Below are 23,228 nucleotides of genomic sequence, written 5' to 3'. Positions count from 1 at the left end.
GACCCCCTATGAGCACCATCGCCATGCGACACGACACGACAGGGAGCGCGGATCTGGGCGCCCTCACGATGGACAACATCGCCGACGCGCTGCAGCGCTCCCACGACGCGAGCGACCCGGCGTGGCTCGTGACGCTGCGCACCGAGGCCCTCGAACGCTTCCGCGAGCACGGGCTGCCCACCACGAAGCACGAGGAGTGGCGCTACACCAACCTCAAGCCCCTGCTCGGGATGACCTTCGCGCTCGAGGCGGACGACCCACAGGACATGATGGCGCTGCGCGATCTGGCGGCGCCAGTCGACGACGCGCTGCGCGTGTTCGTGCTCAACGGGCGCATCGTGCCCGAGCTGTCGGACCTCGACTCGCTGCCCGAGGGGCTGACGGTCACGGCGCTGCGCGAGGCGCTCGCCGACGCCGACGAGGGTCTGCGTCACGCGCTGACCGACTCGATCCGCAGCGCGCGAGACGGCTTCGAGGCCCTCGCCGGCGCGCTGCTGCGCGACGGGGTGGTCGTGCGCGTCGCGGAGGGCGCGTCGATCGAGCGCCCGGTCGCGATCACCTACGCCACGGGCGTCGCCGAGAAGCCCCTGCTCAACGCGCCGCGCACGGCGATCCTTGCGCAGGCGTCGTCGTCGGTGACGGTCGTCGAGGAGCACCTCGGGGCGCAGGGCGCCGTGTACCTGACCGCCGGCGTGACGGACGTGCGCGTCGCAAAGGACGCTCGCGTCGATCACTGCCTGCTCGGGCGTGACAGCGAGGAGGCGTACCACATCGCCACGCTGCGTGCGCACCAGGAGGCGGACTCGCACTTTGCCAGCCATCGCGTGCTCACCGGGGGGCGCGTGACGCGGAACAATGTCTGGTCGATCCTCGACGGCGAGCGCGCCGAGTCGTCGCTCGACGGGCTCTACATCGGGATCGGCTCGCAGCACATGGACAACCACATGCGCGTCAGCCACATGGCGCCGAACTGTCCCAGCCGCCAGTACTACCGCGGCATCCTTGGCGACAAGGCGCGCGGCGTGTTCACCGGGCGCATCTTCGTCGCCAGGCCGGCGCAGAAGACCGACGCCTACCAGAACAACGCCAACCTGCTGCTGTCGCACGACGCGCAGGCGACCTCTCGGCCCCAGCTCGAGATCTACGCCGACGATGTCAAGTGCTCGCACGGCGCCACCACGGGCGAGATGAACGACGACGCGTTGTTCTACCTGCGCGCCCGCGGCATCGCCGAGGCCGACGCGCGCCTGATGCTGCTGTTCGCCTTCGCGGAGGAGAACCTCGACCGCCTGCCCGTCGAGTCGCTCCGCACCTTCGTGCAGGAACTGATCGAGACGCGCCTGCGCGGCGCCGTCGCCCGCGGCCTGCTGCCCGCCTGACACACCAACGGAAGGACTGCATGAGCCGCGACTACGCCACCCCCGAGGTCCTGGTCTCCACGCAGTGGGTCGACGACCATCGCGCCGACACGAAGAACATCCGCATCGTCGAGTCGGACGAGGATGTGCTTCTCTACGACACCGGGCACATCCCCGAGGCGGTGAAGATCGACTGGCACAACGACCTGCAGCACCCGGTCAAACGCGACTACATCGAGCCGGAGGCGTTCGCGGCGATGTGCACGCGTCTGGGGATCTCGAACGACACCACGGTCGTGTTCTACGGCGACAAGTCGAACTGGTGGGCGTGCTACGCGTTCTGGGCGTTCAAGATGTACGGGCACCGTGACTGTCGCCTGATGAACGGCGGGCGCACGAAGTGGATGGCGGAACGGCGCGCGACCTCGACGGAGAAGCCGTCGTACCCGCCCGCGATGTATGTCGCGCCGAAGGCGCCCGACCTGCGCTACCGCGCGTTCCGCGACGATGCGCTGCGCCAGTCGCAGGCGGGGCTGCCGCTCATCGATGTGCGTTCGCCGGGCGAGTACACGGGCAAGACGCTGCACATGCCCGACTATCCCCAGGAGGGCGCGCTGCGCGGCGGGCACATCCCCGGCGCGAAGAGCGTGCCCTGGGCGAGGGCGGCGCGCGACGACGGGACCTTCAAGAGCCGCGACGACCTCGAGAAGATCTATTTCGAGGAAGCGGGGCTGACGCCCAAGGACGAGGTGATCGCGTACTGCCGCATCGGCGAGCGCTCGAGCCACACCTGGTTCGTGCTGCACTACCTGCTTGGGATGCGGAATGTGCGGAACTACGACGGGTCGTGGACGGAGTGGGGCAACCTGGTGGGCATGCCCATCGAGACGGGCGAGGGCCCGAGTCGAACCTAAGATCCCGCATGGCGCGCAGCATCGACGACATCGCGGCGGACTTCGCATCGGTCGACGAGGAACTGCGTCTGGCGATGCTGCTGGACTTCGCAAAGAAACTGCCGGCGCTGCCCGAGGAGCTCGCGTCGGCGCGCGACCGCGAGGCGCACCGCGTGCCCGAGTGCATGACGCCGGTGTTCCTGTGGGTGAAGCCCGACGACGAGAAGCCGGGGTCGGTGCGTCTGCTGCTGGACGTCGCTGAAGAGGCGCCCACGGTGAAGGGGATGCTCTCGATCATCGCGCACGCGTACGACCGGAAGACGCCCGGGGAGATCGCGCAGATCCCGTCGGACCTGCTGTCGCGCCTGGGGCTGACGGGGTGCATCCGCATGAACCGCGCGGTGGGGCTGAACGCGATCATCGGGCGCATCAAGCGCGAGGCGGCGCGCGTGGCGCCGGGGGCGCCTGGGGCGGGTCCGGCGTGATGGGCGCAGCGACGGACCATCCCGAGCACGGAGCGATGCTCGATGTCGCTCGCGTGCGCGACGATTTCCCGATCCTGGCGCGACGGGTCAACGGTCGCCCACTGGTGTACCTCGACAACGCCGCGACGACGCAGAAGCCAACGAGCGTGCTCGACGCGATGTCCGAGTACTACCTCGAGAGCAACGCGAACGCGCACCGGGGGGTGCACGCTCTCGGGCACGAGGCCACCCTGGCGCTCGAGCAGGCGCGGTCGCGCGTCGCCCGCTTTGTGGGCGCCGGATCTGCGGACGAGATCGTCTTCACGGGCGGCGCGACGCACGCGCTGAATATGATGGCGCACTCGATGGGCTCGCTGCTGCTGCTGCGCGAAGGTGATGAGATTCTGCTGACCGAGATGGAGCACCACGCGAACATCGTGCCTTGGCAGATGGCGGCGCAGCGCGCAGAGGCGCTGGTCCGCGCCGTCCCGGTGCTCGACGACGGGCGGCTGGACATGGACGCGCTCGCGTCGATGCTCAACGAGCGGACGAAGATCGTCTCGGTGGCGCACATCTCGAATGTGCTTGGCACGGTGAACCCGGTGGCGGAGATTGCGCGTCTGGCGCACGGCGTCGGCGCGGAGGTCGTCGTCGACGGGTGCCAGGCGGTGAGCCATACGCCGGTTGATGTCGCGGCGCTGGGGTGCGACGCGTACTGCTTCGGCGCGCACAAGGTATACGGGCCGATGGGGATCGGCGCGACGTGGCGCCGCGGGGACCTGCTGCGCGCGATGCCCCCCTATCAGACCGGCGGCGGGATGATCCGACGCGTGTCCTTCGAGGGCACGACCTTCGCCGAACCCCCCGCTCGGTTCGAGCCGGGGACGCCCAACATCGCGGGCGCTGTCGGCCTGGCGGCGGCGATCGACTACCTCGAATCGCTCGGCGTCGATCGCATCGCGGCGCACGAGCGCACGCTGCACGCGCGGATGGTCGAGGGTCTTCGCGCGATCCCGGGCGTGACGCTGATGGGCGACCACAACGGGCGGGCGCCGCTGCAGAGTTTCACCGTCGGGGGAGCGCACCCGCACGACCTGGCGACGGTGCTCGACATGTCGGGCGTCGCGGTGCGCGCTGGCCACCACTGCGCGCAGCCGCTCATGGACCGTTTCGGAGTGAACTCGACGCTGCGAGCGTCGATCGGCGTGTATAACACTGAAACGGAGATCGACGCGTTCCTGAGCGCGCTGCGCGACGCGGCGGAGGCGCTCCGATGAACCCCGAACTCCGCGAGTTGTACAGCGAGATCCTGCTCGACCACGGGCGCAAGCCACGCAACCATCGCGCACAGCCCTGCCCGCCGGCGTGCATGGTGGAAGGCGACAACCCGCTCTGCGGCGACCGGGTGCGCTTCTTCATCACCATCGACAACGGCTCGATCGCCGACGCGAGTTTCGAGGGCAGCGGGTGCGCGATCTCGATCGCGTCGGCGTCGCTCGCGACCGTCGCGGTGCGCGGGCTTCCGGTGGAGGACGCGCTTGCACGCGTCCACGGGTTCGTGCGTGCGATGACCTCGCCCGATTCGCCCGAACTTCCCGAGGATCTCGCGGCGCTGTCGGGCGTGCGCGGGTTCCCGATGCGCGTGAAGTGCGCCACCCTCGCGTGGCACGCGATGCGAGAAGCGGTCGAATCGTCCAGATCGCACCAGGAGAGCGCGAGATGACCACGAGTGACCTGCGAGCCCGTGTGATCAAGGCCCTTCGCACGGTGCGCGACCCGGAACTTCCGGTGAATCTCTACGACCTCGGCCTGATGTACTCGATCGACCTCGACGACGCCGGCGGCGTGCGCATCGTGATGACGCTGACGGCGCCGAACTGCCCGGTGGCGGACCAGATCCCCCGCGATGTCGAGAAGGCGGTGCGGGGCGTCGAGGGCGTTGAGGATGTATCCGTGACGCTCACTTTCGATCCGCCCTGGACGACGGACATGATGTCTGAGGAAGCGCAGATCGAGCTGGAAGCGCTGGGGATCGACCCGCGCCGGCCGAACGATCATTCGGGCGGGCGCGGCGCGCGCCTGACCATCGGGCGCAAGCCGACGAAGCCGTGATCAGCGACCCGGGGCGTGCGCCGCGCTCCAGACGAACACCTTGCCATCGGCGGCGCTCGCGGCGAGGCGCTCCCCGCTCTCGCTGAACGCGACATCGAAGAGCGACGCGCCGGCGCCCGAGAGCTGCAGCACCTCTTCCCCGAGTCGTGTGTCCCACAGGCGCAGGCGGCCGTCGTAGCCGACGCTGGCGAGGCGGAGCCCGTCGGGATTGAAGGCGAGGCCGAAGACCGGGCCCGAGTGCCCGACGAGGGTGTGCGTGTCGCCGGTCCGCGCGTCGAGAAGGAAGATGCGGGCGTCCTCGCCTCCCGCGGCGACGAACGCGCCGTCGGCCGACGCCGCGACCTCGTAGAGCGACGAGCCGGCGAATTTCCATTCGCGGACCAGTTCGAGCGTGTCGCCGATCGCCCAGCGGCGCAGCGCACTGTCCGTGCCGCAGGTCCAGACAGTCTTTCCGCTCGCGTCCCACGCGGCGCCTACGGCCTGGCCCTCGTGCGCGCGCGTGCGCATGATCGGCGCGCCGGATCGCGCGTCGACGATGTGCAGCTCTCCGCGATCGTCGACGCAGGCGAGCAGCGCGCCATCGGGCGACAGCGGCGCCTTGGCGACGCGCGCCTCGCTGACCCTGAATGTCCGCGCGGAAGCGGGGTCGGCGAGTGATCGGAGATCGACCGCGCCGTCCGCGAACGAGCGAGCGAGCGTTCCGGTGGGCGCGTTCGTGTGCGACCTCCAGACGCCGGCCCGCGCGGCGCCCGTCGAGAAGTGGGCGAGGGAGTCGTCGTCGACGTTGACGATTTCGCCGTTGAACGCCCCGACATAGAAGCGTTCACCGACGGCGCCGATGCCCATGGCCGCGGCGCTCGTCGCGTGATGGACATGCTCCGACGCGCGTGACGCGCTGCGCAGCGACCACCATCGCGTTTCACCGTCGCGCCCGGTGGTGACCGCTCGGTCGCCCCCGAGCGGCACGAGCGAGGTGACCGGGGCGGTGTGGCCGCGGATCTGCGTGAAAGCGCCGCTCGTGTGGTCGAAGAGACAGAGCATGCCGGTCGACGCGCCGACCACGAGCGTTCGCGGGTCGTCTGTCCATGCGAGGAACGACGCGCGCGCGAGGGGCGCTCTGGCCTGTGAGACAGCGTCCCCCGTTGTCGCGTTGAAGAGCATGACCTCGCCTGTGACCGAGACCGCCGCGACGAGGTCGCCCGCGGGGCTGAACGAGACGCCGCGGATGTCCGCGGCGGGCGTGGGGGCTTCCCACAGGGTCGCGCCGGAGTGCGCGTCCACCGCGCGGAGGACGCTCTGGCGCCCTGCCAGCACGATCGCGCCGGCGTCGGCGCTGGCCGCGATGACCGCGGCATCGAACCCCGTGTGGCGCCAGCGCCGCTGCTCGTCGGCGCCGATGCGGGCGACAGCGCCGGCGCCGTCGATGCGGAACGCGTCACGTGTTCCGTCGCGTGCGGCGATGAGCGAGCGCAGGCCCGCGCCCCCATCGTCGAGCGTGACACGAGCCAGTTCGGCGCCCGTTGCGTCGTCGATGTGCACGAGATCGACGCGACCGCCGCCTGCGCCGAGGAACACCGCCCCGCCGCCGGGCGGCACGGCGACACGGAATACGCCGCCGGGCATCGGCAGCGCAGCGCGCTCTTCGCCGGTCGCGAGGGACCGTACCTGCGCGTCCAGTCCGATCAGGAGCGTGACGAGCAGATCGCTCGACGGATCGGCGGCGAGGTAGGCCTGACCCGGCGCCTGTGTGGTGACGCTGCGATCGCTCTGGTCGCTTGCGGCGCGGAGGTACCGATGCTCCCAGCCGGCGAGATCTTCAGGGCAGGCGTCGAGGAGCTGGCGGACGCGCGCGATGTCGGCGTTGATCAATGCCGCGTGCGCGTGGCCGATGTTGCTGGAATAGAGGCGTTCGCGCAGGCGGCGTGCTTCGTCGTCGGCCCGGGCGCGCTCGCGCCGGGCGGTTTCGAGCATGCTCTCGGCGCTGCGTCGGGCGTCGAGCTCTTTCGCGGCCAGTGCGGAGTTTCGCCACGCCAGCGACGCCGCGCCTGCGCCGGCGATCGCGAGCGCCACGAGCACGGCGGCGCCGGCGCGGAGGGCGACGGTGTTTCGCTGGGCGGTGCGTCCGAGCGCGTCGAGAAGGCTGTCGCGGCGCGCGAGGATGGGCTCGCCTTCGAGCCAGCGGCGCAGGTCATCGGCGAGTTCGCCTGCGGAGCGGTACCGGCGATCGGGTTCGCGGTCGAGGGCCTTGCCCACGACGGCGTCGAGGTCGCCCTTCATCTCGGGGTTGACGGCGCTGAGCCGAGGCGCGCCCTGCTCCGAGATGACGCGGATCGCTTCGGTGAGGGTCATCTCGCGCACGAGGTGGGGAGTCCTCCCGGCGAGGAGTTCGAAGAGCACGGCGCCGAGCGCGTAGACGTCGGATCGCACGCCGGCCTGCGATGAATCGCCGAGCTGCTCGGGCGCGATGTAGGCGAGCGTGCCGAGGACGCCGCCGGTGGCGGTCGCGTTGCCGGCGTCGTCGAGGGCGCGTCCGATGCCGAAGTCGAGGACCTTCGGGTTGCCGTGGGTGTCGACGAAGATGTTGCCGGGCTTGATGTCGCGATGGATGACGCCTCGCTGGTGGGCGTGCTCGACGGCGTCGCAGACCTGGGCCATGAGCGCGACGCGCTGGCGGGTGTCGAGGGACGCCTTGCGCGCGTGGACGGTGATGGGCTCGCCCTCGATGCGCTCCATGGCGATGAAGGGTCGTGGGCCGAAGCCGTAGTCGGCGACGCCCGCTTCGTAGATGTGCGTGATGCCCGGGTGCTGGAGGCGCCCGAGGAGTTCGGCCTCGCGCTCGAAGCGGGCGAGGGAGGAGTCGCGCACGAAGGCGCCGGCGATGACCTTGAGGGCGACCTGTCGGCGGGGCTTCTCTTGCTCGGCGAGGTAGACGACGCCCATGCCGCCGCTGCCGAGCGTGCCGAGGACTGTGTAGCGTCCGATGCGTGCTGCGACGGGCAGCATGCCCTCGAGGGCGAGGCCCGCGCGTTCGGACGCGAAGCGGTCCGGGTCGAGGAACTCGTCGTCGAGGTGCTCGAGGAGCGCGAAGACCTCGCCGGCGAGGGATGGGTCGTCGCTGGCGGCGTCGCGCACGGCGCGCGTTCGCTCGGAAGGCGGGAGCGCCGAGGCGAGGGCGAAGAGTTCCTCGATGCGAGCCTCGCGCGTGTCCCTCACGCACCGCCTCCGGACGTGGCGTCGGGGTCGCGCGCGCCGACCATCGCACGACGGAGCCAGGCGCGGGCGAAGGCCCACTCGGTTTTGACTGTGGCCGGTGAGAGACCCATCGCGGCGGCGGTTTCTTCGATGGAGAGGCCGCCGAAGAAGCGGAGACTGACGATCTGCGCTTTGCGATCGTCGTAGAGCTCGAGTTTCTTGAGGGCGGCGTCGAGCTCGATGAGGTCGATCTGCTCCTCGGAGTCGACGCGGACGGCGTGCTCGCCGAGGTCTTCGCGGTCGCGCCCGCCGCCGTGCTTCAGGCGTTTGGCGTGGCGGGCGCGTTCGACGAGGATCCTGCGCATGGCGAGGGCGGCGGCGGCGAAGAAGTGGCCGCGATGGTCCCAGGGCTGGTCTTTGGCGGAGCCGATGACGCGGAGGTAGGCCTCGTGGACGAGAGCGGTGGGTTCGAGGGTGAGCCCGGCGCGTTCTTTGGACATGCGCGAGCGCGCGAGCCGGCGCAGCTCGTCGTAGACGGCGGGGAGGAGACGGTCGGCGGCCTGCGCGTCGCCCCCGGCGATCTCGCGGAGCAGCATCGTCACATGCTCTTCGGGCAGGTCCATGCCGGCGGCGCTCATGGCAGATCTCCGGGGGCCGTTTCGATTCTCCCGCCTGATCGGGGCGAGAGCAACACGGTCTCGCGGGCGGGTCGAAGATTCTCTATCCATGCGACAACCGGACGACGCATGGATGGGTATCGGGTCACTTTCCGCACTTCCGACCGAGAGTCTCATGAACCACACGCAGGCGACGATCCTCCGAGAGCACGCGAGACGGCTCGAGCCGGGCATGGCCGGGGCTGTCGAGCACTTCTATCGGACGCTGTTCGAGCGATACCCGGCTGTTCGGTCTTTGTTCCCGGCGGACATGACTCGACAGCGCGGGCATCTGCTCGCGACCGTGGCGCTGGTGGCCAAGAACGCCGACCGTCTGGACACACTGGAGGAGCCCCTCATGGACCTTGGAGCGCACCACGCGTCGATCGGCGCGATGGCGGAGCACTACCCGCTGGTGCTGGAGGGGCTGCTCGAGTCGCTGCGCGTGGCGGACTCCGGGGCGTGGACGGACGAGGTCGAGGGGGCGTGGCGGGCGGCGCTGTCGCGCGTCGCGGAGCTGATGCTCAAGGGCGCCGCGAGAGCGGCGCAGTCGGCGGCGGACCGGATCGCTGCCGGCGTGAAGGGCTGATCGAAAATCTTTCGGGATCGTCAGCCACCCGTTCCTGGCGTGTCGCATGACTGACCGGACAGGGAGATGACGAGGAGACGGCCCCGGCGGCGAAAGCCGAAGGGCGCCGATTCGGAGTGGCCCGCGGTCGCGCACGGATGCGACCGGGGCGTCCCGACGCGAGTGAGTGATTCACCATGGACATCGTCCACGCCGGTTGTCGGCGCGGCACGCGCTGTCGGTGCGCTCGCGTTCTCTCACGCACGACACCTCACGAGGAAACGCCATGAACCGCACGAAGATCGCCGCTCTCACCCTGCTCGCCGGCACGCTCGCCGGGGTCGCGTCCGCCCAGTCCATCAACATCGAGGTGAACTCGACCTCGACGACCGTGGGCGTGCCCTCGGTCATCTTCGCGGGCGCCGCGGCCGAGCCGGGGAGCTGGAACATCGTGCACTCGGGGTCGAACAGCTACACGCTGCGCGACCGCTTCGGCAACAACACGCCGGCGACGCTGACGGTCTCGGGGCAGGGCGTAATCACGACCTCTCCGACGCCGGGGCTGTCGAGCAACCTCGCGCTGCTGATGAACGACTTCCACCGGGCGAGCACCGGTCAGATCACCTACGAGATCAACAACCTGCAGTACGGCCGGTACGCGATCTATACCTACGCGGCGCACCCGAACGACGCGGCGAACCGGGCGCAGGTGAAGGTCTACGCCGACGGCTGGCAGAACACGCAGGTCGTGGGCGGCGCGCTGAGCGGCGTGCAGGTCGATCCTGAGAACCTCTACAGCGTGCACGTCGTGAACCTGCAGCTGAGCAACTCGATGACGATCCGCGTGGAGCCCTTCACGGGCGCGGCGGTCTGCGCGGGCATTCAGATCAAGAAGCTGCCCGACGACCAGCCCCGGATGCGGATCTACGTGAACGACAACGCGGAGGGCGAGCCGCTGGGCTTCTCGTGGGTGGGCGCGCTGCGCGACCTGCAGATCGCGCTGCGGACCGCGAAGATGGCGGGCGGCGAAAAGTGCGAGATCTGGGTCGCGCAGGGCATCTATAAGCCCACCACGGGCACGGACCGCGGCGCGACGTTCCGCGTCCCCAGCGGGCTGAAGCTCTACGGCGGGTTCGCGGCGAACGAGACCACGCTGGCGCAGCGGACCTTCCCCGAGTTCTACATCACGAACCTGTCGGGCGCGATCGGGACCTCCGCCCAGAACGACAACTCGTACACGGTCGTGACGGTCGAGAACGCGTCGAACCAGACGCTCATCGACGGGTTCACGATCTCTCGCGGCTCGAACGACGTGCTGGGAATCGACGCCAACGGCGGCGGCGTGCGGGTGATCAACTCGTCCCCGACCTTCCGCAAGACCAAGTTCATCAGCAACTACGCGACGATCGACGGCGCCGGCGTCTATGTGAAGAGCGGCGAGGCGCGCTTCGCCGAGTGCCTGTTCTACACCAACACCACGGGCCTCGGCGCCGGCGCGGCGCTGGCCTCGACCGGCAACGCCACGGTCGTCGCGCACAACACCCGCTTCCAGCGCAACGACGCGGCGAGCCACGGCGGGGCGCTCAACATCGGCGGCGGGGCGCGGTTCGTGAACTGCCTGTTCTCGGGCAACACCGCGGTGAACAACGGCGGCGCGGCGCTCGTCAGCGCGACCAGCGGCGTCCGTGAGTTCATCAACTGCACCTTCGCCGGCAACACCTCCGGCGGGACGAGCGGCGCGGTGCACATGATGAACAGCGTGCAGATGGCGGTCCGCAACACCATCATGTGGGACAACGCCGACACCGCCGCCGCCCCCTCGGTGGGCGGGGCGACAGGGCAGCTCGCGGTCGAGCGCAGCACGCTGCAGGGCTTCTTCTTCCCGATCGGCTCGACCAACAGCAACGCCGACCCGATGTTCGCCAACCCGCGCGGGGCGAACAACGTCTACGGCGACTTCGACGATGACTTCCGCCTGCGGCGCGGCTCCCCGGCGATCGACTCGGGTGAGAACGCGTTCCTCGTCGCCGACATCTTCGATCTCAACAGCAACAACAACACCTCGGAGACGGTGCCCGTCGACCTCAACGGCGTCGCCCGCGCCGTCCGCACCCCCTACGCCCCTGCCGGCGTGCACCCCAGCCCGGTCGACATGGGCGCCTTCGAGCATCAGCCCACCTGCGCCGCGGACCTCAACGGCGACGGGGTCGTGAACTTCGCCGACCTCAACATCGTGCTCTCGAACTTCGGCGACGCGTTCCCCCCTGCCGACACCAACGCCGACGGCGTGGTGAACTTCGCCGACCTCAACGCGGTTCTGACCGCCTTCGGCGCGAACTGCCCGGCGAACTGACGCGATCTTGCCACACCCCCTGACCCACGACGCCCCGGCGGGCCACGCCGGGGCGTTCGTCTTTCCCCCAGCCCGGGATGGGACGGTACCATTCCCGTCGCCCAGATCCCTTTGCGAAAGGTCATGCCATGAAACGATTCGTCGCGATGCTCGCTCCTCTGTTCCTCCTCGGCGCGCTCGGGCTGACCGCGGCGCCTCAGGACGCGCAGACCCGCCTTGGGGACCCCTACCCGCTCGAGACCTGCATCGTGTCCGGCGTTCGGCTGACCCAGATGGGCAACCCGGTGGTGTTCATGCACAACCGTCGCGAGCTGCGGTTCTGCTGCGACGCGTGCGTCGAGACCTTCGAGAAAGGCCCGGAGAAGCACCTCGCGGCGCTCGACAAGGCGATCATCCGCCAGCAGATCGGCTCGTACCCCCTCACGCACTGCGTGGTGAAGCCCGAGGACCCTCTCGAGATCGAGGGCGCGCACGACGTGTCGATGACGCTCGTGTGGAACAACCGGCTGGTTCGGCTGTGCTGCCCGGGCTGCGAGGAGAAGTTCCTCGCCGATCCTGAGAAGTTCATCCGGGTGCAGAACGACGCGGTGATCGCTGCGCAGAAGGACTCGTACCCGATGAACACGTGCGTGATCTCGGGCGGGAAGCTCGGGTCGATGGGGCATGTCGTTGACTATGTCTTCGCGAACCGGCTGGTGCGGTTCTGCTGCGCCCCGTGCATCGAGGACTTCGAGAAGGAGCCCCTGAAGTACCTCAGGCAGATCGACGCGGCGGCGGCGCGCTGACCGGCGGCCCGGCGCTGGGCGGGGCTTTCCCGTCGCAGATCCACAGCGCCGCGAGCCCGACGCGCAGACGCGGCGGCGTGAAGGCGTTCGCGAGCCATCGCAGGAAGGGGCGCCCGACCTGCAGGGCCAAGGCCAGAACGACGAGCCCGAGCCCGACGCCGATCGCGGTCAGGGGCCTCGCGAGGCGTTCAGCCGCGAATTGTTGCGCCGACACCCAGCTGCCCCAATACAAGAAGACCTGGGACTGTCGCAGGACGAACCACGCGATCAAGGCCGCGACGGCGCCCCACGCGAGCGCCGGCAGCAGAAGCCGTCTGCCCCGAAGGTGCGGTACGAGCCCTGCCAGCAGCACGCCGCAGACCGTGGCCGTGAGCGCGATGCCGAAGAGGTGCATGGTCACGTCGCGCAGCATCGCGGGGTAACCCCCTGCGCGAGCGAAGAGCTCGTCCTTGCGGTCGAACGCTCTCCACCACGCGTCGTCGATGGGCGTCCATGGGTTCGGCGTGAGGTGCTGCGGCGCGACGGCGCCGGCCCCGCCGTACCGGGTGGTCACATGCTCTCTGCCGGCCTCCGTGCCCAGGAACTCGCGGGAGATTTCCTTCCCGTAGGTGGTCGAAGCCGAGTCGACCATCGCGGAGCTGATCGCGTTGACGATGATCGAGCTGGCGAGCACGAGGACGAGGATCCCGACGATCCAGGTGGCGACGAGCGCCGAGGCCCACCGGCGCGCCCACACGCCCAGCGCCGGGTATTCCTGGATCGCGACGCAGGTCGCGCACTCCGGGCATCGCACGATGAGCATCTGGTAGACGGGCTCGCGGAGGATCGGCTGGCCGTGCAGGTTGAACCCGCAGGAGATGCAGCACCGATCGCCGGTGATGATCGAGACGCGCTGCATGGTCACGGCGTTGTCGCCCGGGCTGGTCATGCGAAACCCCTTCGTCGTGCGCGGGACCTTCGGAGGAGCGATCGTCGCCGGGCGCCGAGGGAGCGCGCGTGGGTTCGCCGGAAAAGCGATCTGACAGGCGATGCGGCGAGGATCGTGAGCGTGGACAGCGAGACAACGACAAGCGAGAGGATCACGGTCTGTTCGAAGACGCGGATCGGATCGGATCGCGGCGTGTGCGGGGCTCGGCTCGCCTCGATCGCGTGCACGACAAGGAAGCACGCGAGGACGATCGCGAGGATCGCGAGCCAGTCGCCCCACGCGCGGAGCGTGCGCCGGTGGACGCACGCGATGGAAGACCACCCGGCGATGCACGCCGAGACGAATCCAAGCACGATGACGCCCCCGACCGGGAAGCGTCGCCCGGCGATGACGAGCCACGAATCGGTGACGGAGACGTGCTGATCGAACCAGCGATCGTCGTGTTCCAGGCCGAAGAGGCGAGGCGACGGCCCGGCTTCGACGGCGCCGCGCGCGAGCGAGTGCGACATGGCGACGCAGACGAGGGCGAGGATGACCACCAGGACGGTCTGCCCGACGAGCGCCGCGGCGGCGCAGACGGTGCGCCGAGCGTTGCGGAACGCGTTGCGCTGGGCGCGTGGAGCGCGGGCCCAGCCGGAGGCGCAGCGGGGGCAGACGACCACGGGCTGCGCGACGACGCTGCCGAGCCGGGCCGGGATTCCCGAGAGTTCCTGGCCGCAGCGTGGGCAGATATGCGAGCGAGCCATGGCGATACCTTACCGCAGACGGGTGGACGAGCGTCGTTCAGGAACCTCCGGGGGCGCCGGCTCGTCCATAGGCTGTACGCGTATGCAGAGCCGGTCGATCCCCGAAAGAGTGAGACTCGCCGCCGCCGCGACCCGGTCGGGCGTTCGCCGGTACCCGGGCGTGATCGCCCGATCGCTGCGCGAGATGGCCGGTGGCGCGGCCGGCCCCGCCAGCCCCCCCGACGCCGCGGCGTCCCGGGCGGAGTTCCTCGGTGTGTACGACCTTGAGAACGCGGCGGCGTGGCTCGGTCACGCGTCGGTGCTGCTGCGGTTCGATCGGCGCACGGCGCTCGTCGATCCGGTGCTGTCGTCGCGGATCGGCCCGCGCATCGCGGGGAGGGTGATCGGTCCGAGCCGGCTGACGCCCTGCCCGGTGCGGGCCGAGGACCTCCGCGCCTCGGAAGCCGTGCTGATCACGCACGCGCACTTTGATCACCTGGATCGGCCGACGCTGGAGGCGATCGCGTCGGCCAGGACGGTGGCGATCGTGGCGCGCGGGCTGCGATCGTTGATGCCTCGCGGGTTCCGGGAGGTGATCGAGCTGGACTGGGGCGGTCGGTTCGAGCTGGACGGGTTCGCGGTGCGCGCCGTCGAGCCGGCGCACTGGGGCGCGCGAACGGCGTTCGATCGGGGGCGCGGTTTCAACGCGTACGTGATCGAGTCGGACGCCGGGCTGTCGCTGGCGGCGGGCGATACGGCGCACACGCGCGTCTTCGACGCGCTGGACCCAATCGACCTGGCGATCTTCGGGATCGGCGCGTACGACCCGTGGGAGCATCAGCACGCGACGCCGGAGCAGGTGTGGGACATGTTCACCGCGATCGGCGGGGTCGCGTCGCGCAACGGGCTGCTGCTGCCGGTGCACCACTCGACGTTCGAGCTCTCGGACGAGCCGGTGGAGGAACCGATGCGCCGTCTGCTCGAGGCGGCGGGCGATCGCTCGGATCATGTGCTGCGCGCGCGGCCGGGGGATGTGTTCGAGCTGCGGGCGCGGGGTCCGGCGGCTGACGATCGGTGAGTCAGAGCAGCGGGCCGAAGAGGCGCGCGACGTGCTCGACCGCCTTCTCGGCGAAGGGCCTGCGGCGCCATTCTTCCTGGGTGAGCGAGTCGGACTCTTCGATGTAGCCGGTCTGGAGCCAGCGGAGCTGGCTGGCGAAGTCGTCGTCGTAGACGAAGAGCGTCGCCTCGAAGTTCAGCCAGAAGGATCGCATATCGATGTTGACGGAGCCGATCATGCCGAACCGCCGGTCGACGGTGATGGTCTTGGCGTGGAGGAGGCCTCGCCGATGGAGCCGGATGCGCACCCCGGAGGCGAGCAGCCCCCCGAACTCTGACTTGCCCGCGAAGCCGACGAGCGGGGAGTTGACCTTCTTGGGGACGACGAGTGTGACCTGGACGCCGCGCATCGCGGCGGCCTGGAGGGCGAGGCGCGTGGGGTCGTCCGGGACGAAGTAGGGCGTCGTGATGATGAGCTCTTCGCGCGCCGAATAGATCGCGGTCAGGATCGACTGCTGGATCGCGAGAGGGCCGGACTGCGGGCCGGACGGCGCGAGCTGGACCACGCCACCCTCGGCGATCTCGAATTCGGGGAGGTATTCGGTGTCTGGCCCGATCCTGTGCCGCGCGTCCATGTCCCAGTCGCGGATGAACATGACGCTGACTGCCTGCGCAGCGGGGCCTTCCATGCGCACGGTCGCATCGATCCAGGGGCCCGGGCCTCCGGAGCCCTTCACATTGAACGCTGAGTCGTTGAGGTTCTGACTCCCGATGTAGGCGACTCGTCCGTCGATGACGGCGGCCTTGCGGTGGTTGCGCAGGTCGACGCGTGCGAAGAGCGCGCGGAACGGGTTGGCCGGGAGCGCGGCGACGATCTGCACGCCCGCCTTGCGCATCGACGACGCGAGGGGCGATCGGAGGAAGTCGGCGCTGCCGACGGCGTCGACGAGGACTCGCGCGTTGATCCCTCGCTGCGCAGCGCCGATGAGCGCTTCGCCCACCTTGCGAGGGCCTTGGCCCTGCGTGGACCAGATGTAGTACATGAGGTGGGCGTGATGCTTCGCGGTCTCGATGTCCCGGACGAGGGAGTCGAGGAGTTCGTCGCTGTCGCTGATGAGCGAGAGGCGGTTGCCCTTGAGGGGCGGGAGGCCCGAGACGGCGCCGCAGAGCCGGGCGACGTGATCGAAGGGTTCGCTCTCGTGGGTCCAGTCGGTCGCGCCGCCCTTCCACGCGCCGATCGCGCGTTCTTCGAGGTCTGCGTCGACCTGGCTGTGGAGGCGGCTGCGTTTCAGGCCCAGGCGGTTCTCGCCGATGAGCAGGTAGAGCGGGACGCCGAACAGCGGGAGGAAGAGGAGGATGAACGACCACGCGAGCGTGGTCGACACATTGAGTTTGCGGACGAGCACTCGCGCGATCAGGCCGATCCGCAGCGCGTAGTCCGCGAGGAAGATGGCGAGTGGGACCCACGAGAGCATGGGGGAAGGGTACCCGGACGCTCGCCGGCCCGCGCTGTGTGCGATCGGGTGGTGCGGTCAGCCGGCGTCGCGCGCCCGCCACGCTTCGAGGGCCTTTGCCTCTCGCTCGGGCGTGAGCCCGGCGCGCATGGTCTTGCGCCGTTCCTCGGGCTGCTGCTTCCACCACTCGAGGGTGTCGCGGACGGTGTCGAGCATGGGGCGGGGCTTGAGCCCGTTGGCGAGCGCCTTGGCGCTGCTGACCTGCCCGAAGGCGGCGAAGGCGCCCTCGGCGGGCGCGTAGCAGGGCATGTCCTGCCAGGGGCGGATGCCCTGCTCTGTAAGGAAGGCGAGGGGCACATAGACGAACTTCGCGTCGGAGTTGCTGGCGGTCTTGCAGGCGTCGAGGAGGCCCTTGATGGTGCGCTCGCGCATCGCGGAGTCGGCGTTGTAGACGCCCACGATGCGCCTTTCTGCGCAGTGGACGATCCACGCGCCCAGGTCGCGGACATCCATGTGCTGGATGTAGTTGGAGCCGTCGCCGGGGGCGAGGACCTCGCCGCCGCGCGCGACGCGCGCGGGCCAGTAGGTGAAGCGGTCGGTGGTGTCGCCGGGGCCGACGATGAGGCCGGGCCGGATGTTGGTGGCGCGCCCGGGCATCTGCGCTTCGGCGGCCTGCTCGCAGAGGGCCTTGAGCGGGCCGTAGGTTGCGCCGGTGACCTGTTCGATCGTTTCGTCCTCGATCGTGCCGACGGGCGAGGTCTCGTCCATGCCCGGCGTCGGGTACGACGCGTACACGGAGATGGTGGAGATCATGATGTACTGTCCGACGCGGTCTTTGAGTATGCCGGCTGCGTCGCGGACCTGTCGCGGGTAATAGGCGCTGGTGTCGATGACGCAGTCCCAGTCGCGGCCCTTGAGTTTGTCGAGGTCGGCGTTGCGGTCGCCCTGGATCTTCTCGAGTTCGGGGAAGAGGTCGGCGTTGGTGCGCCCTCGGTTGAAGAGGGTGACCTCGTGGCCGTTGGCCATCGCGGCGCGGACGGTGTGCGGCCCGAGGAAGCCGGTGCCTCCGAGGAAGAGGATCTTGAGTTTGCGGTCGCCGGTGGCGCCTGCGCGCTGCTGGAGCATGGCGGCGTTGGCGATCGCGCCCGCGCCGCCCATGGCGGCGAGCGCGCTCACTGCGGCGGCGGACTTGAGGAACAGGCGGCGGGCTTCGGACTGGGGGTGGTTCATAGCGGCTCTCCTCGGGGCGACCGGGCGGCGCCCGCGACGGGCGTGGCCGCTAGATCAACCGGCTCGATCGGGCCGGGATGCAGGGTGTTTTCGCGGTTTGTCGCGTGCGCGAGGCGGCGCTGTCGCGCCCCGAGGAAGATGGCCGTGGCGCCCCAGAGGGTGGTGATGGGCAGCGCGATCCACACGATGCCGAACTCAGCGCCTTTGACGGCCTTGTCGGCGACGGCGCCGATCGCGTCGCCGCCGCGATAGATGAAGGTGTCGACGAAGCCCTTGGCCTTGTATTTTTCGTTGCGCGGGATGACGGTGAAGAGCGTTTCTCTCGCGGGTTTGGAGAGGGCGAAGTTCGAGGCGCGCGTCGCGACGAGGACGACGACCATGGTGGTGAGGAGCGCTTCGTCGGGCGCGAGTTCGAGGGCGAGGAAGCCGAGGGTGAAGATGATGGGCAAGAGCAGGAGTGTCGGGCCGACGCCGAGCGCGCGGATCACTCGCCCCGTGAGGAAGATCTGCACGACGATGGTGAGGATGTTCGTCCAGAGGTTGATGCTGGCGAAGAGCTGTGTCTGCGCCGCGCGCCCGTCGACGAAGCGGTCGACGATGCGCGCCTGCTGGAAGTAGAAGAAACTCCCGGTGATGGTCTGGCAGAGCATGAAGACCGCGATGCCCAGGAGGTAGGGCGACCGCGCGGTCATGGTGACGCCCTCGACGAGAGACTTCCACGAGAAGGGCGAGGGGGCCGGGTCGGTGGCGGGTTCGTTTCGCTTCGCGTGTGCGCGGGCTGAGGCGCGTTCGGCCTGAAGGAGGACGACGATCGCGCCGACGAGGAACGCGGCGGACGCGAGGGGGAGGTGCTCCTGCCCGATGTGGCGCGTGAGCGTGGCGGTGATGGTCGACCCGAGGATCGCGCCGGCGGTCCCCCCCACTGCTATGCCCCCGAAGACGCGTTTGGCCTGTTCGAGGGTCCAGACATCGGCCATCAGCGAGGTGAACGCGGCCATGACGAAGAGGTTGAACGCGCTGGCCCAGACATAGAAGAGTCGCGCCGTCCATGGGCCGACCTCGGGCTGCGCGCGCAGGACGAAGGTGAACGCGATGAGGTTGATCGCGAGGAACGAATAGAGCGCGACGAGGATGACGCGGCGGGGGGCGAGATGGACCAGGGCGCCGTAGACAGGCGTGAAGAGCAGGGTGGCGGCGAGGGTGCCGAGGAAGAGGTAGTTGAGGTCTTCGACGCCGGCCTGCACGCCCATCTGCTCGCGGACTGGGCGGATGATGTACCACGCGGCGAGCACGAGAAAGTAGCCGGCGGCGGACCACGCGACGGGCGCGGCCTCGCCCTCGCGGATGTTGAAGAGGGATCGGATGGGCGAGGGCGGGGAGATGGGATGCTCCGTGTCGTCGTGGGCGGCGCGTCGTGCGCCGTGACGCTTACCGCCTGTCCGGCAGCGGGATGCGGGCGGAGCGCGGCGTGCGGAGGGGAATGAAAAGACGCGGCCCGCCCCGGAGGACGAGCCGCGTGCGCGTGTTGCTCGCGCCGCTGACGGCGTGGTCAGCGACGAAGAACGAGAGTTCTATCGGTTGAGGATGGTCGCGTCAGGTGGTGTAGTCAGCATTAATGCGGATGTAGCCCTCGGTGAGGTCGCACGTGAAAAATGTCGCCTCTTCGCCTCCCGTGTTCAGGCGAATCTCGATGTCGACATCGGGTCCGGCGAAGGCGCGTTTGAGCACGTCGCGCGCCGTATCTGCTGGCGCACCATGGACAAAGAGCGAGGCGCCGCCCACGAGGACCTCGATGCGGTCGAGGTCGAAGGGAGCGCCGGCGCGTCCGACGGCGGCGACGATGCGCCCCCAGTTGGGGTCGCCCCCCGCGATCGCGGTGCGCACAAGCAACGACGAGGCGACGGTCTGGGCGACCTTCTCGGCGTCGGTTTCGGTGTCGGCGTCGGTGACGCGGACGCGGACGACCTTCTTGGCGCCCTCGCCGTCGCGGACGATGAGGAGGGAGAGTTCGGCGCAGACGCGCTCGAGCGCTTCCTGGAGCATCTCGCGCGGGAACTCGCCGGCGGCGCCGGAGGCCATGGCGAAGACGCAGTCGTTGGTGGAGGTGTCGCCGTCGACGGTGACGCGGTTGAAGGTGCGCTTCGTCGCGGTGCGCAGCATGTCGGCGAGGTCGTTTGATTCGATCGCGGCGTCGGTCATGACGACGCCCAGCATGGTGGCCATGTTGGGGTGGATCATGCCCGAGCCCTTGGCGACGCCGACGAAGCGCGCGGTGCGCCCGCCGAAGTGCACGCGGGCTTCCGCGTACTTCTCGCAGGTGTCGGTGGTGAGGATGGCGGCGGCGGCGTCGTCGAGGCGGTCTGGCGCGAGGGCGTTGATGAGGGGGTTGTAGGCCTCGATCATCTTCTGGTCGGGCATCTGCATGCCGATGACGCCGGTGGAGGCGAGCAGGATCTCTTCGCGTGCGCAGCCGAGGGTGGAGGCGAGTTTCTCGGCGGTGCGCTGGGCGCGCGCGAAGCCCTCGGCGCCGGTGCACGCGTTGGCCATGCCGGAGTTGATGAGCACGGCGCGGGCCTTGCCCCCGGTTGCCTTGAGGTGGTCCTCGGAGATGGTGACCGGCGCGGCGCGCACGACATTCATCGTGAACACGCCGGCGGCGGAGGCGCCCTCTCGGCAGAGGAAGAGCGCGAGGTCGCGTCGCCCGCTCTTGCGCAGGCCGACCGCGAGGCCGGCGGCCTCGAACCCCGTGGGGCAGCGGAGCGACGAAAGGTCGAGCGTCGCCATCTCGATGCCGTTGTCGTGGAGCGAACTCATGATCACCTTCACGACCTCCTTTCCTGCGCCGAGAGACGCTTCGAGGCGCTCTCGATTGCTTCGCGAACCCGGGTCGGCGACGCGCCGCCCGGGACATCCCGGCGCGACAGGGCCGCGCCGACCGTCAGAGATTCGTACACGCCCTGGGTGATCGTCGGGACCACCGAGCGCAGTTGTTCGAGAGAGAGGCCCTGCAGTTCCACGCCTTGCTCGATGGCGAGTCGCACGAGCACGCCGACGGCGTGGTGCGCGTCGCGGAAGGGCATGCCCTCGCGGACGAGGAAGTCGGCGAGCTCCGTCGCGTTGGCGTAGCCGGCGATGGACGCCGCGGCGGCGCGTTCGCGGTGGAGCGTGAGGCCGTTGAACACCTCGGGCACGAGGCGCAGACAGATCGAGAGGTGCGCCATCGCGTCGAAGAGGGGTTCCTTGTCTTCCTGCAGGTCCTTGTTGTACGCGAGGGGAAGGCCCTTGAGCGTGACGACGAGGGCGGTGTGCGCGCCGATGATCCGACCGGCTTTGCCGCGGAGGAGTTCGAGCGCGTCTGGGTTCTTCTTCTGGGGCATGAGCGACGAACCGCTGGTGACGGCGTCGCTGAGGGAGACATACGCGAACTCGGCGCTGGAGTAGATGATGAGGTCTTCGGCGAGGCGCGAGAGGTGCGTGGCGCAGAGGGCGGCGGCGGCGAGGGCCTCAACGACGAAGTCGCGGTCGCTGACGGCGTCGAGGGAGTTGGCGGTCGGGCGATCGAAGCCGAGTTCGCGCGCGAGGGCTTCACGGTCGATGGGGTAGGCGGTCCCGGCGAGGGCCGCGGAGCCGAGGGGGCACTCGTTGGCGCGCCGTGCGGCGTCCTCGAAGCGCGACGCGTCGCGTGCGAGGGCCTCGACATGGGCCATGCACCAGTGGCCGAAGGTGACGGGCTGGGCGCGCTGGAGATGGGTGTAGGCGGGGAACGGGGAGTCGCACTCGCGGGCGGCGACCGCGAGGATGGCGTATTGGGCGGCGCGGAGTTCTTCGACGCGCGCCGCCAGCGCGTCGCGCACCCAGAGTCGCAGGTCGGTGGCCACCTGGTCGTTGCGGCTGCGCCCGGTGTGGAGTTTCTTTCCCGTCGCGCCGATCTTCGTGGTCAGGCGCGCCTCGACCCAGGAGTGGACATCCTCTTCGGCGCTGGCGAGGACGCTGGCAGGGTCTGCCATGCCTTCGTCGAGGACCTCGCGCAGGCCGTTGACGAGCGCGTCGCGTTCGTCGTCGGTGATAACGGCTGCGCGCGCGAGGGCGTTGGCCCAGGCGATGGAGCCGCGGACATCCTGTTCGAGGAGCGCGATGTCGAAGGGCAGCGAGTCGTTGATCGCGCGGAAGAGTTCGGCGCGCGATCCCTCGAAGCGTCCGCCCCAGAGGGTGGCCATCGTCAGACCTTCGCCTTCTTCTTGAGGGCGGCGATGCGCTGGGGCAGGGAGTGCAGGCGGATGAAGCCCTCGGCGTGCTTGTGGTCGTAGACGGCGTCTTCGCCGAAGGTGGCGAACTGTTCGGAGTAGAGCGACTCGGGGGAGCGGCGCTGGGTGGCGGTGGCCTTGCCCTTGTGCAGGCGGACGACGACCTCGCCGGTCATCGGCTTGGCGATGGATTCGGCGGCGGCCCAGAGGGCCTCGCGCAGCGGGGTGAACCACTTGCCGTCGTAGACGAGGCGCGAGAACTTGAGGCCGAGTTCCTCGCGGTAGAAGCGGGTGTCGCGGTCGAGCACGAGTTCTTCGAGGGCGCGGAGGGCCTCGACGATGACGGTGCCGCCGGGGGTCTCGTAGCAGCCGCGCGACTTCATGCCGACGCAGCGGTTCTCGACGAGGTCGATGCGCCCGACGCCGTGCTTGCCGGCGATGGTGTTGAGTTCGGCGAGGAGGTCGTCGGCGGCCATGGCGACGCCGTTGAGTGCGATGGGGTAGCCCTCCTCGAAGGTGAGGTGCACATCTTCGGGGGAGTTGGGCGCGTCGGCGGGCGACACGCTCATGAGCCAGACATCCTCGGGGGGCGCGTTCCAGGGGTCTTCGAGGGCGCCGCCCTCGTGGGAGACGTGCCAGAGGTTGCGGTCGCGGCTATAGATCTTCTCGCGGCTCGCTGCGCAGGGGATCTTGCGCTCTTCGAGGTAGTTGAGGAGCGACTCGCGCGAGCGGAGGTTCCACTCGCGCCAGGGGGCGATGACTTTCAGCTCTGGCGCGAGGGCGGCGTAGGCGCCCTCGAAGCGGACCTGATCGTTGCCCTTGCCGGTGCAGCCGTGGGAGATGGCGTCGCAGCCGGTCTGGAGGGCGACCTCGACCTGGGCCTTGGCGAGGATGGGGCGCGCGATGGCGGTGCCGAGGAGGTACTTCCCGTCGTAGATGGAGCCCGCGATCATCGTGGGCATGACGTAGTCCTCGACGAACTCGCGCTTGAGGTCGACGACGTAGCAGGCGCTCGCGCCGCTGTTCTTCGCCTTGTCCTCGACGCCGTGGAGTTCGTCGGCGCCCTGGCCGACATCGCCGACGACGGCGATCACTTCGCAGTGGTAGTTCTCGATGAGCCAGGGAACGATGGCGGAGGTGTCGAGACCGCCGGAGTAGGCAAGGGCGACTTTCATGGATCTCTCTCTCTTTCGGCGGCGTGCGTGCCGCG

General features: G+C 69.5%; 20 protein-coding genes. 10 read left to right on the top strand and 10 right to left on the bottom strand.

The window, feature by feature from the left end; genetic code table 11:
• Window positions 1-8 precede the first annotated feature (8 nt).
• The 6 genes from sufD to KF684_07380 are packed head-to-tail and all read left to right on the top strand — an operon-like array spanning window position 9 to window position 4,827.
• Window positions 9-1,379, top strand: coding sequence for a Fe-S cluster assembly protein SufD (sufD, locus tag KF684_07405; protein MBX3352746.1), 1,371 nt, complete (start codon window positions 9-11; stop codon window positions 1,377-1,379).
• Window positions 1,380-1,399: 20 nt separating this feature from the next.
• Complete coding sequence (locus KF684_07400) at window positions 1,400-2,272, top strand: sulfurtransferase (GenBank protein ID MBX3352745.1); 873 nt, start codon at window positions 1,400-1,402, stop codon at window positions 2,270-2,272.
• 8 nt (window positions 2,273-2,280) lie between these two features.
• On the top strand, window positions 2,281-2,736 hold the full coding sequence (locus tag KF684_07395; GenBank protein MBX3352744.1) for a SufE family protein: 456 nt from the start codon (window positions 2,281-2,283) through the stop codon (window positions 2,734-2,736).
• A 35-nt stretch (window positions 2,737-2,771) separates the two neighbouring features.
• Window positions 2,772-3,992: a cysteine desulfurase gene (locus tag KF684_07390; GenBank protein ID MBX3352743.1), complete on the top strand. Its 1,221-nt coding sequence runs from the start codon at window positions 2,772-2,774 to the stop codon at window positions 3,990-3,992.
• Window positions 3,989-4,438 (top strand): SUF system NifU family Fe-S cluster assembly protein, encoded by a 450-nt coding sequence (locus KF684_07385; protein MBX3352742.1) that lies wholly within the window; start codon window positions 3,989-3,991, stop codon window positions 4,436-4,438. The genes KF684_07390 and KF684_07385 overlap by 4 nt, the downstream gene beginning before the upstream one ends.
• A complete protein-coding gene (locus tag KF684_07380) occupies window positions 4,435-4,827 on the top strand; it encodes a DUF59 domain-containing protein (GenBank protein MBX3352741.1) in 393 nt (130 codons plus the stop codon). Before KF684_07385 ends, KF684_07380 begins: the two co-directional genes overlap by 4 nt.
• Here KF684_07380 and KF684_07375 read toward each other — a convergent pair whose 3' ends face one another.
• A complete protein-coding gene (locus KF684_07375; GenBank protein ID MBX3352740.1) occupies window positions 4,828-8,040 on the bottom strand; it encodes a protein kinase in 3,213 nt (1,070 codons plus the stop codon).
• Complete coding sequence (locus tag KF684_07370) at window positions 8,037-8,657, bottom strand: sigma-70 family RNA polymerase sigma factor (protein ID MBX3352739.1); 621 nt, start codon at window positions 8,655-8,657, stop codon at window positions 8,037-8,039. The genes KF684_07375 and KF684_07370 overlap by 4 nt, the downstream gene beginning before the upstream one ends.
• 154 nt (window positions 8,658-8,811) lie before the next feature.
• Here KF684_07370 and KF684_07365 point away from each other — a divergent pair, with 154 nt between their 5' ends.
• The 3 genes from KF684_07365 (at window position 8,812) to KF684_07355 (ending at window position 12,381) form a co-directional block, all read left to right on the top strand.
• Window positions 8,812-9,264: a hypothetical protein gene (locus KF684_07365; protein ID MBX3352738.1), complete on the top strand. Its 453-nt coding sequence runs from the start codon at window positions 8,812-8,814 to the stop codon at window positions 9,262-9,264.
• Window positions 9,265-9,529: 265 nt separating this feature from the next.
• A complete protein-coding gene (locus KF684_07360) occupies window positions 9,530-11,596 on the top strand; it encodes a hypothetical protein (protein MBX3352737.1) in 2,067 nt (688 codons plus the stop codon).
• A 128-nt stretch (window positions 11,597-11,724) separates the two neighbouring features.
• Window positions 11,725-12,381 (top strand): hypothetical protein, encoded by a 657-nt coding sequence (locus tag KF684_07355; protein ID MBX3352736.1) that lies wholly within the window; start codon window positions 11,725-11,727, stop codon window positions 12,379-12,381.
• Here KF684_07355 and KF684_07350 read toward each other — a convergent pair.
• Window positions 12,350-13,309 (bottom strand): hypothetical protein, encoded by a 960-nt coding sequence (locus KF684_07350; protein ID MBX3352735.1) that lies wholly within the window; start codon window positions 13,307-13,309, stop codon window positions 12,350-12,352. The two genes, KF684_07355 and KF684_07350, sit on opposite strands and share 32 nt — an antisense overlap.
• Window positions 13,306-14,055 (bottom strand): hypothetical protein, encoded by a 750-nt coding sequence (locus tag KF684_07345; protein ID MBX3352734.1) that lies wholly within the window; start codon window positions 14,053-14,055, stop codon window positions 13,306-13,308. The genes KF684_07350 and KF684_07345 overlap by 4 nt, the downstream gene beginning before the upstream one ends.
• An 82-nt stretch (window positions 14,056-14,137) precedes the next feature.
• On the opposite strand from KF684_07345, the gene KF684_07340 reads away from it, so the two are divergent.
• Window positions 14,138-15,112, top strand: a complete 975-nt coding sequence (locus KF684_07340; protein ID MBX3352733.1) for an MBL fold metallo-hydrolase — start codon at window positions 14,138-14,140, stop codon at window positions 15,110-15,112.
• Between the two features lies 1 nt (window position 15,113).
• Here the strand turns inward: KF684_07340 and cls are convergent, their stop codons facing one another.
• The 6 genes from cls to KF684_07310 all read right to left on the bottom strand — a co-directional run bounded on the left by cls (window position 15,114) and on the right by KF684_07310 (window position 23,193).
• A complete protein-coding gene (cls, locus tag KF684_07335; GenBank protein MBX3352732.1) occupies window positions 15,114-16,565 on the bottom strand; it encodes a cardiolipin synthase in 1,452 nt (483 codons plus the stop codon).
• Window positions 16,566-16,622: 57 nt separating this feature from the next.
• Entirely contained in the window at window positions 16,623-17,774 is a 1,152-nt protein-coding gene (locus KF684_07330; protein ID MBX3352731.1) for an SDR family oxidoreductase, read from the bottom strand.
• A complete protein-coding gene (locus KF684_07325) occupies window positions 17,771-19,066 on the bottom strand; it encodes a hypothetical protein (protein MBX3352730.1) in 1,296 nt (431 codons plus the stop codon). Before KF684_07325 ends, KF684_07330 begins: the two co-directional genes overlap by 4 nt.
• Window positions 19,067-19,367: 301 nt before the next feature.
• Complete coding sequence (argJ, locus tag KF684_07320; protein ID MBX3352729.1) at window positions 19,368-20,594, bottom strand: bifunctional glutamate N-acetyltransferase/amino-acid acetyltransferase ArgJ; 1,227 nt, start codon at window positions 20,592-20,594, stop codon at window positions 19,368-19,370.
• A 2-nt stretch (window positions 20,595-20,596) separates the two neighbouring features.
• Window positions 20,597-21,991: an argininosuccinate lyase gene (gene argH / locus KF684_07315; GenBank protein MBX3352728.1), complete on the bottom strand. Its 1,395-nt coding sequence runs from the start codon at window positions 21,989-21,991 to the stop codon at window positions 20,597-20,599.
• Window positions 21,992-21,993: 2 nt separating this feature from the next.
• The gene (locus KF684_07310; protein ID MBX3352727.1) at window positions 21,994-23,193 is read right to left on the bottom strand and encodes an argininosuccinate synthase; all 1,200 of its coding nucleotides are present in this window, start codon (window positions 23,191-23,193) and stop codon (window positions 21,994-21,996) included.
• Window positions 23,194-23,228: the final 35 nt, after the last annotated feature.

Source organism: Phycisphaeraceae bacterium (assembly GCA_019636675.1).
Taxonomy (GTDB): Bacteria; Planctomycetota; Phycisphaerae; order Phycisphaerales; family UBA1924; genus JAHBXC01.
This window is presented reverse-complemented; position numbering and strand designations above follow the sequence as displayed.

Bases quoted from the DNA above. Each gene is read 5' to 3' on its own strand.
- KF684_07330 (MBX3352731.1), bottom strand. From the start codon at position 17,774: ATGAACCACCCCCAGTCCGAAGCCCGCCGCCTGTTCCTCAAGTCCGCC.
- KF684_07355 (MBX3352736.1), top strand. From the start codon at position 11,725: ATGAAACGATTCGTCGCGATGCTCGCTCCTCTGTTCCTCCTCGGCGCG.
- KF684_07400 (MBX3352745.1), top strand. From the start codon at position 1,400: ATGAGCCGCGACTACGCCACCCCCGAGGTCCTGGTCTCCACGCAGTGG.
- KF684_07370 (MBX3352739.1), bottom strand. From the start codon at position 8,657: ATGAGCGCCGCCGGCATGGACCTGCCCGAAGAGCATGTGACGATGCTG.
- KF684_07385 (MBX3352742.1), top strand. From the start codon at position 3,989: ATGAACCCCGAACTCCGCGAGTTGTACAGCGAGATCCTGCTCGACCAC.
- KF684_07360 (MBX3352737.1), top strand. From the start codon at position 9,530: ATGAACCGCACGAAGATCGCCGCTCTCACCCTGCTCGCCGGCACGCTC.
- cls (MBX3352732.1), bottom strand. From the start codon at position 16,565: ATGCTCTCGTGGGTCCCACTCGCCATCTTCCTCGCGGACTACGCGCTG.
- KF684_07380 (MBX3352741.1), top strand. From the start codon at position 4,435: ATGACCACGAGTGACCTGCGAGCCCGTGTGATCAAGGCCCTTCGCACG.
- argH (MBX3352728.1), bottom strand. From the start codon at position 21,991: ATGGCCACCCTCTGGGGCGGACGCTTCGAGGGATCGCGCGCCGAACTC.
- KF684_07310 (MBX3352727.1), bottom strand. From the start codon at position 23,193: ATGAAAGTCGCCCTTGCCTACTCCGGCGGTCTCGACACCTCCGCCATC.
- KF684_07345 (MBX3352734.1), bottom strand. From the start codon at position 14,055: ATGGCTCGCTCGCATATCTGCCCACGCTGCGGCCAGGAACTCTCGGGA.
- KF684_07390 (MBX3352743.1), top strand. From the start codon at position 2,772: ATGCTCGATGTCGCTCGCGTGCGCGACGATTTCCCGATCCTGGCGCGA.
- sufD (MBX3352746.1), top strand. From the start codon at position 9: ATGAGCACCATCGCCATGCGACACGACACGACAGGGAGCGCGGATCTG.
- KF684_07340 (MBX3352733.1), top strand. From the start codon at position 14,138: ATGCAGAGCCGGTCGATCCCCGAAAGAGTGAGACTCGCCGCCGCCGCG.
- KF684_07395 (MBX3352744.1), top strand. From the start codon at position 2,281: ATGGCGCGCAGCATCGACGACATCGCGGCGGACTTCGCATCGGTCGAC.
- KF684_07350 (MBX3352735.1), bottom strand. From the start codon at position 13,309: ATGACCAGCCCGGGCGACAACGCCGTGACCATGCAGCGCGTCTCGATC.
- KF684_07365 (MBX3352738.1), top strand. From the start codon at position 8,812: ATGAACCACACGCAGGCGACGATCCTCCGAGAGCACGCGAGACGGCTC.